This window comes from Streptomyces sp. NPDC051662 (assembly GCF_040681655.1).
Taxonomy (GTDB): Bacteria; Actinomycetota; Actinomycetes; order Streptomycetales; family Streptomycetaceae; genus Streptomyces.
Genome location: NZ_JBFAZD010000015.1, coordinates 17321 through 31618 on the forward strand (window position 1 = coordinate 17321; position 14298 = coordinate 31618).

At 69.1% G+C, this 14298-nt stretch carries 13 protein-coding genes and 1 tRNA gene; 9 read left to right on the forward strand and 5 right to left on the reverse strand.

What is annotated here, in order from left to right; all coding sequences use genetic code 11:
• Positions 1-129: 129 nt before the first annotated feature.
• Positions 130-2994 carry a penicillin acylase family protein gene (locus AB0M67_RS24320; RefSeq protein WP_365748612.1) on the forward strand — a complete coding sequence of 955 codons (2865 nt, stop codon included), beginning with the start codon at positions 130-132 and terminating at the stop codon, positions 2992-2994.
• A 39-nt stretch (positions 2995-3033) separates the two neighbouring features.
• Here the strand turns inward: AB0M67_RS24320 and AB0M67_RS24325 are convergent, their stop codons facing one another.
• Positions 3034-3624, reverse strand: a complete 591-nt coding sequence (locus AB0M67_RS24325) for a 5-formyltetrahydrofolate cyclo-ligase (protein WP_365748614.1) — start codon at positions 3622-3624, stop codon at positions 3034-3036.
• 115 nt (positions 3625-3739) lie between these two features.
• Here AB0M67_RS24325 and galU point away from each other — a divergent pair, with 115 nt between their 5' ends.
• The 7 genes from galU (at position 3740) to AB0M67_RS24360 (ending at position 9323) form a co-directional block, all read left to right on the forward strand.
• Positions 3740-4642 carry a UTP--glucose-1-phosphate uridylyltransferase GalU gene (galU, locus tag AB0M67_RS24330; RefSeq protein WP_365748616.1) on the forward strand — a complete coding sequence of 301 codons (903 nt, stop codon included), beginning with the start codon at positions 3740-3742 and terminating at the stop codon, positions 4640-4642.
• 3 nt (positions 4643-4645) lie between these two features.
• The gene (gene glp / locus AB0M67_RS24335; protein WP_365748618.1) at positions 4646-5980 is read left to right on the forward strand and encodes a gephyrin-like molybdotransferase Glp; all 1335 of its coding nucleotides are present in this window, start codon (positions 4646-4648) and stop codon (positions 5978-5980) included.
• A gap of 72 nt (positions 5981-6052) precedes the next feature.
• Complete coding sequence (moaC, locus tag AB0M67_RS24340; protein ID WP_365748620.1) at positions 6053-6619, forward strand: cyclic pyranopterin monophosphate synthase MoaC; 567 nt, start codon at positions 6053-6055, stop codon at positions 6617-6619.
• A 53-nt stretch (positions 6620-6672) separates the two neighbouring features.
• Complete coding sequence (locus AB0M67_RS24345) at positions 6673-7191, forward strand: MogA/MoaB family molybdenum cofactor biosynthesis protein (RefSeq protein ID WP_365748896.1); 519 nt, start codon at positions 6673-6675, stop codon at positions 7189-7191.
• Positions 7188-7826 (forward strand): GNAT family protein, encoded by a 639-nt coding sequence (locus AB0M67_RS24350; RefSeq protein ID WP_365748621.1) that lies wholly within the window; start codon positions 7188-7190, stop codon positions 7824-7826. Before AB0M67_RS24345 ends, AB0M67_RS24350 begins: the two co-directional genes overlap by 4 nt.
• Before the next feature lie 137 nt (positions 7827-7963).
• Positions 7964-9127: a gephyrin-like molybdotransferase receptor GlpR gene (glpR, locus tag AB0M67_RS24355; protein ID WP_365748623.1), complete on the forward strand. Its 1164-nt coding sequence runs from the start codon at positions 7964-7966 to the stop codon at positions 9125-9127.
• 122 nt (positions 9128-9249) lie between these two features.
• Positions 9250-9323: transfer RNA gene (locus AB0M67_RS24360), tRNA-Ala, on the forward strand.
• Between the two features lie 256 nt (positions 9324-9579).
• On the opposite strand, the gene AB0M67_RS24365 is transcribed toward AB0M67_RS24360, so the two are convergent.
• The gene (locus AB0M67_RS24365) at positions 9580-11256 is read right to left on the reverse strand and encodes a hypothetical protein (protein ID WP_365748625.1); all 1677 of its coding nucleotides are present in this window, start codon (positions 11254-11256) and stop codon (positions 9580-9582) included.
• A gap of 83 nt (positions 11257-11339) precedes the next feature.
• Positions 11340-12251, reverse strand: a complete 912-nt coding sequence (locus AB0M67_RS24370) for a hypothetical protein (protein ID WP_365748627.1) — start codon at positions 12249-12251, stop codon at positions 11340-11342.
• 30 nt (positions 12252-12281) lie between these two features.
• Here AB0M67_RS24370 and AB0M67_RS24375 point away from each other — a divergent pair, with 30 nt between their 5' ends.
• On the forward strand, positions 12282-12662 hold the full coding sequence (locus AB0M67_RS24375; protein ID WP_365748629.1) for a helix-turn-helix transcriptional regulator: 381 nt from the start codon (positions 12282-12284) through the stop codon (positions 12660-12662).
• 223 nt (positions 12663-12885) lie between these two features.
• On the opposite strand, the gene AB0M67_RS24380 is transcribed toward AB0M67_RS24375, so the two are convergent.
• Both AB0M67_RS24380 and AB0M67_RS24385 read right to left on the reverse strand, forming a co-directional pair.
• Positions 12886-13434 carry a hypothetical protein gene (locus AB0M67_RS24380; RefSeq protein ID WP_365748631.1) on the reverse strand — a complete coding sequence of 183 codons (549 nt, stop codon included), beginning with the start codon at positions 13432-13434 and terminating at the stop codon, positions 12886-12888.
• A 329-nt stretch (positions 13435-13763) separates the two neighbouring features.
• Entirely contained in the window at positions 13764-14204 is a 441-nt protein-coding gene (locus AB0M67_RS24385) for a hypothetical protein (RefSeq protein ID WP_365748633.1), read from the reverse strand.
• Positions 14205-14298: the final 94 nt, after the last annotated feature.

Genomic DNA, 14298 nt, shown 5'->3' on the forward strand with positions numbered 1-14298 from the left:
ACCATGGCGTGATCACCTGTGCGATCGTCCGACGAGTCGCACTACATGACACCGCGTCCGGGACGATGAACGGCTGCGCCTATGGTTGCTCCAGCATTCCAGGACCACCCTGCCCCTCGAAGGACAGCGATGCCCGCCAACACAGCCCCCCCTTCCGCCAAAAAGAAGGGGCGACGCGCCCGTCTGATCGTGATCGTCCTGGTGCTGGCGCTCGTCGGCGGTGTCGGCTACGGCACGTACTGGGGCGTCAGCACGGTCCGTGCCTCCTTCCCCCAGACGACGGGGACGCTTGAACTCGAAGGCCTCTCCGATCGCGTGGACGTCAGACGCGACAGCTACGGGATCCCGCAGATCTACGCGGACACCGACGAGGACCTGTTCCGCGCCCAGGGCTTCGTCCAGGCGCAGGACCGCTTCTGGGAGATGGACGTCCGGCGCCATATGACCTCCGGCCGGCTCTCCGAGATGTTCGGCAAGGGCCAGGTCAAGACCGACACCTTCCTGCGCACCCTCGACTGGCACGGGGTGGCGCAGCGCGAGTACGACACCAAGCTCTCGGCGGAGACCAAGAAGAACCTCCAGGCGTACGCGGCGGGCGTCAACGCGTATCTGGAGGGCCGCGACGGCAAGGACATCTCCGTCGAGTACGCCGCGCTGAACCTCACCAATGACTACAAGCCCGAGAAGTGGACGCCCGTCGACTCGGTGGCCTGGCTCAAGGCGATGGCCTGGGACCTGCGCAGCAATATGCAGGACGAGATCGACCGCTCGCTGCTGACGAGCCGGCTGAGCGACCAGCAGATCGATGACCTGTACCCGTCGTATCCGTACGACCGGAACAAGTCGATCGTCAGCGAGGGCGGGATAGACCCGATCACCGGCAAGTACGACCCCGAGGCCGAGCCCAGCGACGCCACCGGAAGCGGCACGGGCACAGGAACGGGCACGGGCACAGGAACGGGCTCAGACCTCGGCACAGGCACAGGCACGGGTACAGGCACAGGCACGGGCTCAGACCTCGGCACGGGAACCGGCACAGGAACCGGCACCGGCGGAACGGACATCGCCTCCGACGCCACCTCCGGCTTCAACTCCCAGCTCGAAGCGCTCTCCGGCACGCTCGACGAGATCCCCGAGCTGCTCGGCCCCAGCGGCAGCGGCATCGGCTCCAACTCCTGGGTCGTCTCCGGCCGGTACACGACAACGGACAAGCCCCTCCTCGCCAACGACCCGCATCTCGCGCCCCAGCTGCCCTCGCTCTGGTACCAGATGGGTCTGCACTGCCGCAGTGTCTCGGCGGCCTGCCAGTACGACGTCGCGGGCTACACGTTCGCCGGAATGCCCGGCGTCATCATCGGCCACAACCAGGACATCGCCTGGGGCTTCACCAACCTCGGCGCCGATGTGACCGACCTCTTCCTGGAGAAGGTCAACGGCGACTCCTACCAGTACGGCGACAAGGAGAAGCGGTTCAGGACCCGCGAGGAGACGATCAAGGTCGCGGGCGGCCAGAGCAAGACGATCACCGTCCGCTCCACCGACCGCGGACCGGTGGTCTCGGACCGCGACAGCGAGTTGGTGAAGGTCGGCGAGAAGGCCCCGGTCGGCGACGTCGCCCCGGACCGCGGCTCCGGCTACGCCGTGTCGCTCCAGTGGACCGCGCTCCAGCCGGGCAAGTCCATGGACGCGGTCTTCGAGCTCAACAAGGCCAAGGACTTCGGCCAGTTCCGCAAGGCCGCCGAGCACTTCGAGGTGCCCTCCCAGAACCTCATCTACGCCGACACCAAGGGCAACATCGGCTATCAGGCGCCGGGCAGCATCCCGATCCGCTCGGACGGGTTCGACGGCCGGACGCCGGCTCCCGGCTGGGACCCGAAGTACCAGTGGAAGGGGTACATCCCCTTCGACGAGCTGCCGTACGAGTACAACCCGGCACGCGGCTACATCGTCACCGCCAACCAGGCCGTCGTCGACGCGAAGAAGTACCCGTACCCGCTGACCGAGGACTGGGGTTACGGCGCCCGCAGCCAGCGGATAAACGACCTGATCGAGTCGAAGATCAAGGACGGCGGGAAGATCTCGACCGACGACATGCAGACCATGCAGATGGACAACACCAGCGAGATCGCGAAGCTGCTGATGCCCTATCTGCTCAAGATCGATGTCGCGGAGCCGTCCGTACGCGAGGCGCAGAAGCTCCTCGAAGGCTGGGACTACACGCAGGAACCCGACTCGGGTGCCGCCGCCTACTTCAACGCGGTCTGGCGCAATGTCCTCAAGCTCGCCTTCGGGAACAAACTCCCCAAGGAGGTACGGGTCAAGGGCGAGTGCCTGAACGTCCGTCCCGCAGACAGCACCGGCCCGGCGGACGACGACGTTCCGTTGGTACGGGAGTGCGGCCAGCGCGCGCCCGACGCCGCCCAGCCGGACGGCGGTGACCGCTGGTACGAGGTTGTGCGCGGCATCATCAAGGACGAGGACAACGCGTGGTGGAGCTCCCCGCGCAGCCGCGGGGACGACGCCACCAAGACCCGTGACAAGCTGCTGGAGCGCGCCATGGAGGACGCTCGCTGGGAGCTGACCGCCAAGCTCGGCAAGGACGTCTCCAGCTGGAGCTGGGGTCGGCTGCACCAGCTTCAGCTGGACAACCAGACCCTCGGGACCAGCGGCCCCAGCATTCTGCGGCAGATGCTCAACCGGGGCCCCTGGAACCTCGGCGGCGGCGAGGCCGCCGTCAACGCGACGGGCTGGAACGCGGCGGGCGGGTACGAGGTCGTGTGGGTGCCGTCGATGCGGATGGTCGTCAACGTCGGCGACTGGGACAAGTCCCGCTGGATCAATCTGACGGGCGCCTCGGGGCACGCGTACAGCCCGCACTACACCGACCAGACGGACAAGTGGGCCAAGGGTGAGCTGCTCGACTGGTCCTTCACGGTCAACACGGTGGAGCGCGCGACGAGCGACAGGCTCACGCTTGAGCCGCCCAAATCATGAGCCGCCACCGCCCAACAGGCGGGACTTCGAAGAAGCGCCCTAACGCCGCGGGTCATCGAAGCGCCTGACGCCCTCCGGCGTCACCACGGCCCGTACGGGGTGGTCGTGCGGTTCCTCAGGGACCCGCGCGACCACCTCGTTCTCGTACAGCAGGACCGTCAGCGCGGGTTCCGCTCCGGCCCGGGCCAGCCGCCCGAGGACCCGGTCGTACGAGCCGCCGCCCCGCCCCAGCCGCATCCCGCGCCCGTCCACCGCGAGGCCGGGCAGCAGCACGACCTCCGCGTCCAACACCGCGTCCACGCCGAGCCGGGTACCGACCGGCTCCAGCAGCCCCCGCCCCGCGGGCGCCAGACGGTCCGCGCCCTCGTACTCCGCCCAGTCGAGGTCGTTGTCGGCCAGGAGCACCGGCAGCAGGACCCGTACCCCCCGCGCGCGCAGCGCGTCGAGCAGCGCGCGCGTGCCCGGCTCGCGCCCCACCGAGACATAGGCGGCTACGGTACGGGCGCGGGCGAGTTCCGGCAGATCGAGCGCGCGCCGCGCGAGAACCGCAGCGGTTTCCCGGGCGTCCTTGCTGGACAGGAGCGCTCTCGCGGCAAGGAGTTCACGGCGCAGCGCGGCCTTTCCGGTCATGTCATCGCTCGTCATTACGCACCGGACATCACAAACCTCGCGTCTGCTCTTTTATGAGACGAAAGTTAACCGGAGTATCATCTTCCGCCCATACGGCGCGGATAGGGTACTCCGCATGACTCACTCGTCCTCCCGGATCACCAAGGCTGTCATCCCCGCCGCGGGCCTCGGCACCCGGTTCCTCCCCGCCACGAAGGCCACTCCGAAAGAGATGCTGCCGGTCGTGGACAAACCCGCGATCCAGTACGTGGTCGAGGAGGCGGTGGCCGCCGGGCTCTCCGACGTCCTCATGGTGACCGGCCGCAACAAGCGTCCGCTGGAGGACCACTTCGACCGGAATTACGAGCTGGAGGAGGCGCTTACCCGGAAGGGGGACGCCGACCGCCTCGCGAAGGTCCAGGAGTCCAGTGACCTCGCCACCATGCACTACGTGCGTCAGGGCAACCCCAAGGGCCTCGGCCACGCCGTGCTCTGCGCCGCCCCGCACGTCGGTGACCAGCCCTTCGCGGTGCTGCTCGGTGACGACCTGATCGACCCGCGCGACCCGCTGCTCTCCCGCATGGTCGAGATCCAGGAGCGGGAGGGCGGCAGCGTCATCGCGCTGATGGAGGTCGACCCCAAGCAGATCCATCTCTACGGCTGCGCCGCCGTGGAGCCCACCGGTGACGCCGATGTGGTCAAGGTGCACGATCTGGTCGAGAAGCCCGACACCGCCGACGCCCCCAGCAATTACGCGATCATCGGCCGTTATGTCCTCGACCCCGCCGTCTTCGACATACTGCGCCAGACCGAGCCGGGCCGCGGGGGTGAGATCCAGCTCACCGACGCGCTCCAGCAGCTGTCAGCGGACGAGAAGGTGGGCGGACCGGTCCATGGTGTGGTTTTCAAGGGCCGTCGCTATGACACAGGTGACCGCGGCGACTATCTGCGTGCCATTGTCAGACTCGCGTGCGAACGTGAAGACCTGGGCCCGGACTTCCGTGCCTGGCTCCGCAGTTATGTCAGCGAGGAGATGTAGCACTTGAGCAGCACGGCAGAATCGGTACCGGCCGCCGGTCACGAGCGGCTCTGGTCGGTGGACGACCATCTCGCGGACATCCTCGCCGCGGTCCACCCGCTCGACCCCATCGAGCTGCAACTGCCCGACGCCCAGGGCTGTGTGCTGGTGGAGGACGTCACGGTACCGGTGGCTCTGCCGCCGTTCGACAACAGCTCCATGGACGGATACGCGGTCCGTACGGCCGATGTCGCGGGCGCCACCGACGAGTTCCCGGCCGTCCTGACCGTCATCGGCGATGTCGCGGCGGGCAGCGGTGCGTTGCCCGAGGTCGGCCCCGGGCAGGCCGCCCGGATCATGACCGGCGCCCCGCTGCCGCCCGGCGCCGAGGCAGTCGTCCCGGTGGAGTGGACCGACGGCGGCGCGGGCGGCGCCGCGGCCACCGCGATGCGCCCCGCCGGCGCCGGCGGTGAGGGCGCGAGCGGTGAGGTACGGGTGTTCCGCTCGGCCGAGGCGCGCGCCCATGTCCGCTCCCGCGGCAGCGATGTGCGCGCCGGAGATCTGGCCCTGGAGGCGGGCACGGTCCTGGGGCCGCCACAGATCGGTCTGCTGGCCGCCATCGGACGGGGTTCGGTACGGGTCAGACCGCGCCCGCGCGTGGTCGTGCTCTCCACCGGCAGCGAGCTGATCCAGCCCGGCGAGGAGCTGGGCGAGGGCCAGATCTACGACTCGAACAGCTTCGCGCTCACCGCAGCCGCCCGGGACGCGGGAGCCATCGCCTACCGCGTCGGCGCGGTCACCGACGACGCCGACACGCTCCGCGCCACCATCGAGGACCAGCTGATCCGCGCCGACATGGTCGTGACCACGGGCGGTGTCAGCGTCGGGGCGTACGACGTCGTCAAGGAGGCGCTCTCCACCGTCGGCGACGAGGACGAGCCGGGCGGCGGTGTCGACTTCCGCAAGCTCGCCATGCAGCCGGGCAAGCCTCAGGGCTTCGGCTCGATCGGCCCGGAGCACACCCCGCTGCTCGCCCTCCCGGGCAATCCGGTCTCCTCGTACGTCTCCTTCGAGCTGTTCGTCCGCCCCGCGATCCGGGCGCTGATGGGCCGCGAGGATGTGCACCGCCCCGTCGTCCGGGCGACACTCGCGGCCGGCGAGACGCTGTCGTCCCCGGCGGGCCGCCGGCAGTTCCTGCGCGGTACGTACGACGCCGAGGAGGGCACGATCACCCCCGTGGGCGGGGCCGGTTCCCATCTCATCGCCGCCCTCGCCCATGCCGACGCGCTGATCGTGATTCCGGAGGAGTCCGTCTCGGTGGAGCCCGGCACGGACGTCGACGTCGTCCTGATCGGCTGATCGCCACGCGGTGGCGGTACCGTGTCTGCCCACACAGGCCCCGTCGGGCCCGGACCGGGAGCGCCACAGCGAATGACTGTGTTTTCCCGGGGGGAGACCCCCGGACCCCTTCAGCAAGACGGCTTGACGCATATCGACGAGTCGGGCGCGGCTCGTATGGTCGACGTCTCGGCGAAAGAGGTCACGGCGCGCGTCGCGCGCGCCAGCGGCCGGGTGCTGGTCTCGCCGCGCGTCGTCGAACTGCTCAGGGGCGGGGGAGTGCCCAAGGGGGACGCCCTCGCCACCGCCCGGATCGCGGGCATCATGGGCGCCAAGCGGACCCCCGAGCTGATTCCGCTCTGCCATCCGCTCGCCGTCTCGGGGATCACGCTCGACCTCTCGGTCGCGGACGACGCCGTCGAGATCCTCGCGACGGTGAAGACCACCGATCGCACGGGCGTCGAGATGGAGGCCCTGACCGCCGTCTCGGTGGCCGCGCTGACCGTGGTCGACATGGTGAAGGCGGTCGACAAGGGCGCGGTCATCACGGACGTACGGGTCGAGGAGAAGACGGGCGGTAAGTCGGGCCACTGGACCCGCCCCGAGACGGAGGCGCCGCCCGGGGCGGCGGTCTCCGAGGCGGACGGAGGCGCGGAGTGAGTACGCCCGCGAGAAGCGGCGGCCCCGGGCCCGAGCCGCGGTCCACTTCCCCGATCGCCTCGCCGTCCCCGTCCGCGCCCACAGCCACGTACCGCGCCCTGGTCGTCACGGCGTCCAACCGCGCCGCCGCCGGGGTCTACGCCGACACGGGCGGTCCGATCCTCGCCGACGGCCTGACCGCGCTGGGCTTCGCGGTCGAAGGACCGAAGGTCGTCCCCGACGGGGATCCGGTCGAACAGGCCCTGCGCGAGGGCGTCGCCGCCGCGTACGACGTCATCCTGACCACCGGCGGTACGGGCATCTCGCCGACGGACCGCACCCCGGACGCCACCCGGCGCCTGCTCGACTACGAGATCCCGGGCATCCCGGAGGCGATCCGTGCCGAGGGCGCCGCGAAGGCCCCCGCGGCCGCCCTATCCCGAGGTCTGGCGGGTGTGGCGGGACGGACCCTGATCGTGAACCTGCCGGGCTCGACGGGCGGGGTACGGGACGGTCTCGCCGTGCTCGGCCGGCTGCTCGTCCACGCCGTGGACCAGATCCACGGCGGCGATCACCCCCGTACCTCCGGATGAACCCGGCCTGGCCCGTGACGCTGGTGGACGGCGAGGTCACCCTCCGCCCGATAAGGCTGCGCGACCAGCGCGCCTGGCGCGAGGTGAACCGCCGCAACCGCGACTGGCTGCGGCCCTGGGAGGCGACGATCCCGCCGCCGCCCCCGGGCGGTCCGCTCGCCCAGCGCCCCACCTACCGTCAGATGGTCCGTCATCTGCGCGGCGAGGCCAACGCCGGGCGGATGCTGCCTTTCGTCATCGAGTACCAGGGCCGGCTCGTCGGTCAGCTGACCGTCGCCGGTATCACCTGGGGCTCGATGTGCTCGGGCCATATCGGCTACTGGGTGGACCGCGAGGTCGCGGGGCGCGGGGTCATGCCGACCGCGGTCGCCCTCGCGGTGGACCACTGCTTCCGCATGGTCGGATTGCACCGCGTCGAGATCTGTATCCGTCCGGAGAATGGCCCCAGCCGCCGGGTCGTCGACAAACTCGGATTTCGCGAGGAAGGGCTGCGGCCCCGATATCTGCATATCGACGGGGCGTGGCGGGACCATCTCGTCTATGTGCTCACGGCCGAGGAGGTGCCCGACGGGCTGCTCCGACGCTGGCGCAGGGCCCGACGAGGTGCGACCGGCAACGATCATAAAATGAAATAAGTGTTCGATATTGATCGGCATATGGCCATAAACTGATGCGCACCATCACAAAAAAAGTCAGTGCTATCAGCTAGATCGTGCGACACACCGGCTCAATTGGCGGATCCCCTCGTGCGAACCCCTCTACGGTGTGAACCGTGAGCAGCAGCGGCCTCATCTACGCAGTCATCGTCGGGGCCTGGGCCGCCTACTTGGTGCCGATGTGGCTCCGCAGGCAGGACGAGCTCAATGAGGCACGCCCGACGGAACGCTTCAGCACCGCCATCCGGCTGCTGTCCGGACGGGCGGCCATGGAGCGCCGTTACGCCAAGGAGCTTCAGGAGCGCCCCGCCGAGGAGGCGGGGCCCGACGGGGAACCGGACAGCCGCACGGAGTCGATCAGCTCCGTCGACGTCCGGGCCTTTTCCGCGCCCCCGGCCCGTACCGAGGCCCGGATGGAGATCCGCCCGGACGTCCCCGCACCGGCCAGGTCAGGGGGCGCGCGCCCGGCCTCCCGTCCCGCGCCGGCGGCCCGCCCGGCCCCCGCGCGCCCCGCGTCCGGCCGTTCGGCCCCCGCTCCCGAGCGGCGCGCCCCCGAGCGGCGCCCACGGCCCTCGGGCGCCGCGGCGGAACGCGCCCGGCGCGCACAGCGCCTCCAGGTCCTCGCCCGCAGGCGACGTACCACCATGGTCCTCTTTCTCGCCTTCACCCTGGGCACGATCGTCGCGGCGGTCGGCGGTCTCGGCTTCCTCTGGGCGCCGGCCTTCCCGGCCGTACTCCTGAGCGTGTACATCGTGCATCTGCGCGGTCAGGAGCGACGCCGCTTCGCGTTCACCATGGACCGGCGCAGGGCCGAGGCCGCCGCGCAGCGCCTCCGCGAGAACCGCCCGCGCCGCCACCAGCCGTCGACGGCCGCCTCGGGCGAGCCGGACGAGGAGCCCGAACCCGGCCCCGAGCCCGCCCCCGCCCCCACGGTCTCGCCCCAAGAGGCGGGCCGCCGCGCCCTGGTCGAGCAGACCGACCACGCGGAGTGGGTGGACCAGCAGCGCGAACGCGGCCCGGCGAGCGGCGACAGCTGGGACCCCGTACCGGTCCCGCTCCCCACCTACGTCACCGCCCCGGTCGCGCCCCGCGCCACGGGCGGCGTCGAGGTCGGCGACCCGGAAACGTGGAGCGCGGCCCGCTCCTCCACGGCCGAACCCACCGTGGAGCCCCCACCGCCCCCGCGCGCCCCGGCACCCCGCCGCACGCGCGACCGCGGCAGGACCCCGCTGTTCGACCAGTACGACGAGGGCGACCGCCCCCGCGCGGCCAACGAGTGACCCAGCGGCCCCCACCCCGCCCCCGCTCCCCGCGGCCACCGCCCGGTCCGGTGCCCCGGTGGCCGGCCGCCAACGGATTTCCGAGCACGGCGGCGGGAGTGCTAAGGTTTCACTCGTTGCAAGGGCCTGTGGCGCAGACTGGTAGCGCACCTCGTTCGCATCGAGGGGGTCAGGGGTTCAAATCCCCTCAGGTCCACAGCAGCGCCGTTCACGGGTTCATCCCGGAACGGTTCACGAGATCCCGGTCAGACGGTCACCGTCTGACCGGGATCTCGTCGTTTGAGCTCCTGCTTGTGTGAAAGTCAGCCTGCCGGGCCGCCGGGAAGCGCGGCGGCCCGCGTCGGAACGGACCGGGGGTCGGGATGCGGACATGCCGCGGGGACCGCAGGCGTGGAGGCAGGCTCCTGCGGTCTCGCGACGTGTCGATCTTCAATTACCCGGAACGTGCCCGCTCAGGGGCTACGGCTCAGCGCCTGGGAGCGGGGCGAGACCGTCAAGCTGATCGTCGGGTAGGGCAGAAGGACATCGTTCGGCTCGTGGTCGAGGCCGGTGATCGCGCTCTGCTTGCTCGCGGCCAGGTACTGCTCGAGCTCCTTGATGTTGTGGACCATGACGGTGATGGCGGACAGCAGGGTTTGCGCGACGCGGCCACGGGGCTGACGCCTCTCGCGGGCGTGCAGCGCGGAGTCGACGGACTTCAGCCGCCCGTTGCCACCTTCGATGTGAGCCCGCAGCGCCTGGTAGGCCAGGGCCCAGGAGGGCGTCTGCCAAGGCAGCTCCTGGCGTGTGCGGGGCATGACGTGCGCCTGCACGGTGACGGAGGACTGGCGGCAACATTTGGGGCGTTCGGCGAGCGGCAGGGTTGGGGGCTCTACGGTGGGCCGGCTTGCGGGGTGCGGGGTGCGCTCCCTGTGGGCATCGAGGTTGATGACGACCGGTACGGGCTCCCTCTTCGGTGGTGCGCCGCGACCCTCACGCTCCTGTGCCCAAGGGCAGTTGAGCTTGGTGATGGGGCAAGCAAACCGCTCGGTTCCGCGATCGTCGAGCGTGTCCTTACGGGTGAGTGCGTACGCCTCGATCTCCTGCAGCCGCTCTCGAAGTGGGATGCGTTCACGCTCGTTCTTGGCGCTGCGGATCTGCGAGTACAGGTCGAGCAAGCGGCGTGGCGTGAGGGGGCAGAAGAGCCGGCCGACTTTCGTGATCGCGCCCTGGTGATGGCCTTCCGCCCTGGCGGAGGTGACCTGGGGCCCAGTGAAGTCGAGCACGGGCATGTAGCCGAGGGCGCGCATCGGCCGGTGGAAGTTCTCAGGGAGGAGCTTGGTGTAGGCGCGGTCGGCCGCCGTGAAGCCAGGGAGCTCGGTGAGCTGCGCCAGCACAGCGCTGACGTAGTGGGCGTGGCGGCCCATGTCCTTCTCCGGCGTGTGCAGCACCATGCCGAGGATCAGCTGTGGGTAGCGGCCGGCTCGGTCCGGGTCGGCGTGGGCCGCGATGGCGAGCGTGGCGCTGTACCCGAACTTCCGGTCGCCGCCCCCCTTGTAATGCCAGTTCGCACTAGCCTCCAGAGCAGAGCGCTTGCGTGTGTGGGGACGGGCCCAAGTTGGCACGCAGGTGGTGTCGATCGCAGTGTCGCCGCGCCAGTGGCGCATCAGACCTTTCACGAAGGCGATGCGGACCGGGGCGGTGACCAGCCGGTTGGCGAGTTCTTCCAGACGGCGGAGAGCGGGCTGTCCGTGTTCACCGTTCCACTGAGCGGCCACTTTGCGGCCTGCTGCCCTGGGAAGCCGACTGCGGCGCTGGTGCGGTGCAGCGTCCAGCAGTCGGTTCATGAGGGGCCAGGCGCGGTGGAAGCGGTTGTAGAGCGCGTTGACCGCGTCCTGGTCCTCGATGTCGCAGGTCGGAATGGCGAGGTGGGCGCGCAACCGCTCGCTGGTGCCGAACGTCATGATCTCGAAGGCGTCATCGAGGTTGCCGCTGGTCCTCTCGTAGCTCGCGCAGACCAGACCGAGCAGAACCAGACGGACGGGGTATCCGGGCGGGCCCGGCAGCCCCGCAAACTGGGCCTCGATCATTTCTACGACGCCGCTCTGATGGAGCGTGCGCCGAAGCTTCATGATCTTGCTGTCAGCCATCTGGGACGGCTCGTGTGAGCGCGGGTACGGGCAGCGGGGGCGGCCGTTGCCAGGTTGGTAGCGGGGGTCATCGGCGGGCGTTCTCATGCCGAGCCGCGCAGCAAGCGGGCGGTGGCCGGAGTGGTGAGCGGGGGGACCGATGCCCGGTAGGGGGCCAGGGCGGCGGTCGACTTCATGCCAGCCGCCCTGGCGATGACATCTTCAGGGACACGTTGGCGAAGAAGCTCAACGATCCAGGTGCTGCGCAGCCGGGCCAGCTTCAGTTCGGGAAGCCCCGATGCACCCTTCAATGTCCGCCCGGCCCAGTTGGACACACCGTTCTTCGGGTCGGCGACTTGGCGCTGGGGCAGGAACAGGTAGCCGTCACCTGCGGCACACGCCCTCGCGGCGAGGGCCTCCTCCCACATCGCTCGGCAGACCACCAGCCGATCGCTGCCCGGTACTGCGACGACCACCGCCTCCGACGGCAGCACGGTGATGTCGGTGCCGCGGGTGGCCAGTACCTCGCGGCGTGCCAGTCCGCAGCCGGCGCCGAGGGCCAGCAGGGCCAGGGCGCTGTCGCCGAGGGTGGAGGTAGGGGGCAGTGTGCGGGCCCACATCAGGTAGCGGGCGAGTTCCGGCGGGGTGTACGGGGCGGCACGCTGGCGCTTGGCGCTCATTCTGGGTGTGGGCTGTTGGCCGTACTCCAACCACAGCAAAGCCTCGCGGATGCGCAGGAGGATGCTCCGGTAGGTCTGGACGGAACTTCCTTCGAGTTTCGTCCGTGCGAGCAGGTATCGCGTCATCACCTCTGGTGCCAGCCAGGCCAGAGGGTCGCGGGCGATGCCGACGCGCTCTGCGTACGTGGCCAGACCGGAGAGCGCCAGCATCACTTTCGGGACTGGATATGGGACGGAATCGCAGGTCGCTGCAGCCACCATGCGGACGCCATCGGCGACCAAAGGCCACTCCGATGGCTTTTCCAACGGCTGGTAGCCGAGGATCGCGCCGCTCATAGCCGTCTCCAAAGGAACGCACCACGAAAAGTGGCTACACAAGTGGTCACCTGTTTCGTGAGTGTGCACTTCGACTGTCAGGAGCGCATGCGCATGACCGGAGGACGAGGCCGCAGCAGGCCGCCGCGGGAGCTGGCTCGGGATCCGGAGAACTGGCCCGAGGCGACGTTCGTTGACCAGCCCCAGGCCAGGGTTGTGCAGGCGGTCGCACAAGCCCTGACCAGGCAAATGACCCTTCAAGGGCTGGGTCTGCGACGCGTCGCCGCTCTCAGTGGCGTCAACCGTCAGGCGGTCGCGAATCTCCTCGCCGGCAGTAGCTGGCCGGACGTGGCGACGTTGAGCCGTCTGGAGGACGGGCTCGGTGTGGGTCTCTACCCGGGTACCAACGATCCGGGATCGATGCATTGCTGAACCTCCGGAACCCGCACGTCATATGCGCAGGCAGGACGGATTGGGCTCAGCACGCCACAGGTGACCCGGCGGTGGGCTACCCTCAAAAACGGCATGCAGAAGCCCCTAACCGGACTCACATGCTCGGTGCCGCCGAGACTGATCCCTTGGCGGCACCACCAATTCACCATCCAGCGCCGTGCTGATCCTTCACGGCAACGGACGCGCTGCTAGGCGCTGCTACTTATCGATCCACCTCCGCCCCGGTGTACAGGCCAGGTCCGACCTGCTTCAGGTATCCCTTGTTCACCATGCGGTTGAGTCGGTGACGCATCCGCTCGATCTCTGCTCGAGGCGCACTCGTGTCGACGAGGGGGATGACTACGTCCTTGGGGCTCATCGGTCGATCAGCCGAGCCCACCACAGTGACTACCTTCCGGTTCAGCTCGGTGAGTCGACCGGAGAGATTCGAACCCTGGTGCTTGTCCGTCGTGCGCCGCTGCTGTCTACCCGGCTGCCCGCCGGGGGTCGACTCTGCATCTGACTCGGTGGCTTCTGAAGCGCCATTCGTGGAGGACTGTGTATGAACCCCGTCGGGGCCTTCGGTGGATCCTCCACTCGCGGTCGGTTTCCCAGGCGGCGCCTCTTCGAGAAGCTGCGCTGCAGTACGCCGCGTGATTGCAAGTGCTGCCAGCCGCTCCTCGGCCTCGGCAATCTCAGCGCGCAGTCGGGTAACCAACTCCCGAGCAGCGTGTTCCTCCGCGTCGAGACGATGGAAGAGCATCTCGCTCATTGCCGACCTCCCATCAAACTCCGTACACCCAACCAAAGTTATGCGCAGGTCCGCCCGCAACCTTGCATGCAAGCGTCACTCTAGAGCCACCGTGTGCCATTGCGGGGCACCTTGCTGAATCTCGCCTACGCAAGGGAGGGGGCGCGCAAACCATCGCGTCGAAGGGGAGCTTGCGTAGCCACGGCGGTGATGCTCTTCGGGGCGTTCGTTGTTCTCTGCGTCCCCCGTAGGGGCGGGGCCGCACGGGTCTCTTGGTTCCGGGGTTGTGCTTGGTGGACTGGTCCTGCGACGTCGATGAGGGCTCGCGCAGACGAGCGCCAACATGCAGTTCAATCAAGAGTGATTGGACCGTCGGGCAGCCAGCCGTTGAGGTAGCCGTCGATCAGAGTCGCCGTGCTGTCGAGGTGGGGCTCCTGCAGGAGTGACGAGAGCATCGCTCTTGCTGCCCACATGACAACCAGCCCCGACCGTCCTCCTGCATGGATCGAGTTGGAGGCCAGGGGCGTCCTGGCGCGAGTGAGGAACACATGCTCCTCCATCCGCACCCGTGGCAAGCTGCTCGAGGGGACGGTGGCCCATCTTCGTCCGACAACTGGCCCCCATCGGATGACCGAGCCGCTGAAGCAATGTGTTCCTAGCCTCAGGGCGGCCTCGGCATAGGACTCGACCAGCCGGACCGGGGCGTGTGGCAAGGTCCAGCGCTTGTGGACGGAACCAAAGAGTGGAAAGAGGGCTACGCGCTCTTGTGCATCGATCACGACGAGGGTCACTGTGCGATGAAACCGGGGTCCGGGGAGTTGCATGGAATAACCATCGGTGACGGCTATATGAATAGCCAGCGGGCTGGACTGGATGGCGGTGCTG

Excerpts from the sequence above, each read along its gene's own strand:
- AB0M67_RS24320 (WP_365748612.1), top strand. The coding sequence starts at position 130 with ATGCCCGCCAACACAGCCCCCCCTTCCGCCAAAAAGAAGGGGCGACGC.
- AB0M67_RS24325 (WP_365748614.1), bottom strand. The coding sequence starts at position 3,624 with ATGACCGGAAAGGCCGCGCTGCGCCGTGAACTCCTTGCCGCGAGAGCG.
- galU (WP_365748616.1), top strand. The coding sequence starts at position 3,740 with ATGACTCACTCGTCCTCCCGGATCACCAAGGCTGTCATCCCCGCCGCG.
- moaC (WP_365748620.1), top strand. The coding sequence starts at position 6,053 with ATGACTGTGTTTTCCCGGGGGGAGACCCCCGGACCCCTTCAGCAAGAC.
- AB0M67_RS24350 (WP_365748621.1), top strand. The coding sequence starts at position 7,188 with ATGAACCCGGCCTGGCCCGTGACGCTGGTGGACGGCGAGGTCACCCTC.
- AB0M67_RS24365 (WP_365748625.1), bottom strand. The coding sequence starts at position 11,256 with ATGGCTGACAGCAAGATCATGAAGCTTCGGCGCACGCTCCATCAGAGC.
- AB0M67_RS24370 (WP_365748627.1), bottom strand. The coding sequence starts at position 12,251 with ATGAGCGGCGCGATCCTCGGCTACCAGCCGTTGGAAAAGCCATCGGAG.
- AB0M67_RS24380 (WP_365748631.1), bottom strand. The coding sequence starts at position 13,434 with ATGAGCGAGATGCTCTTCCATCGTCTCGACGCGGAGGAACACGCTGCT.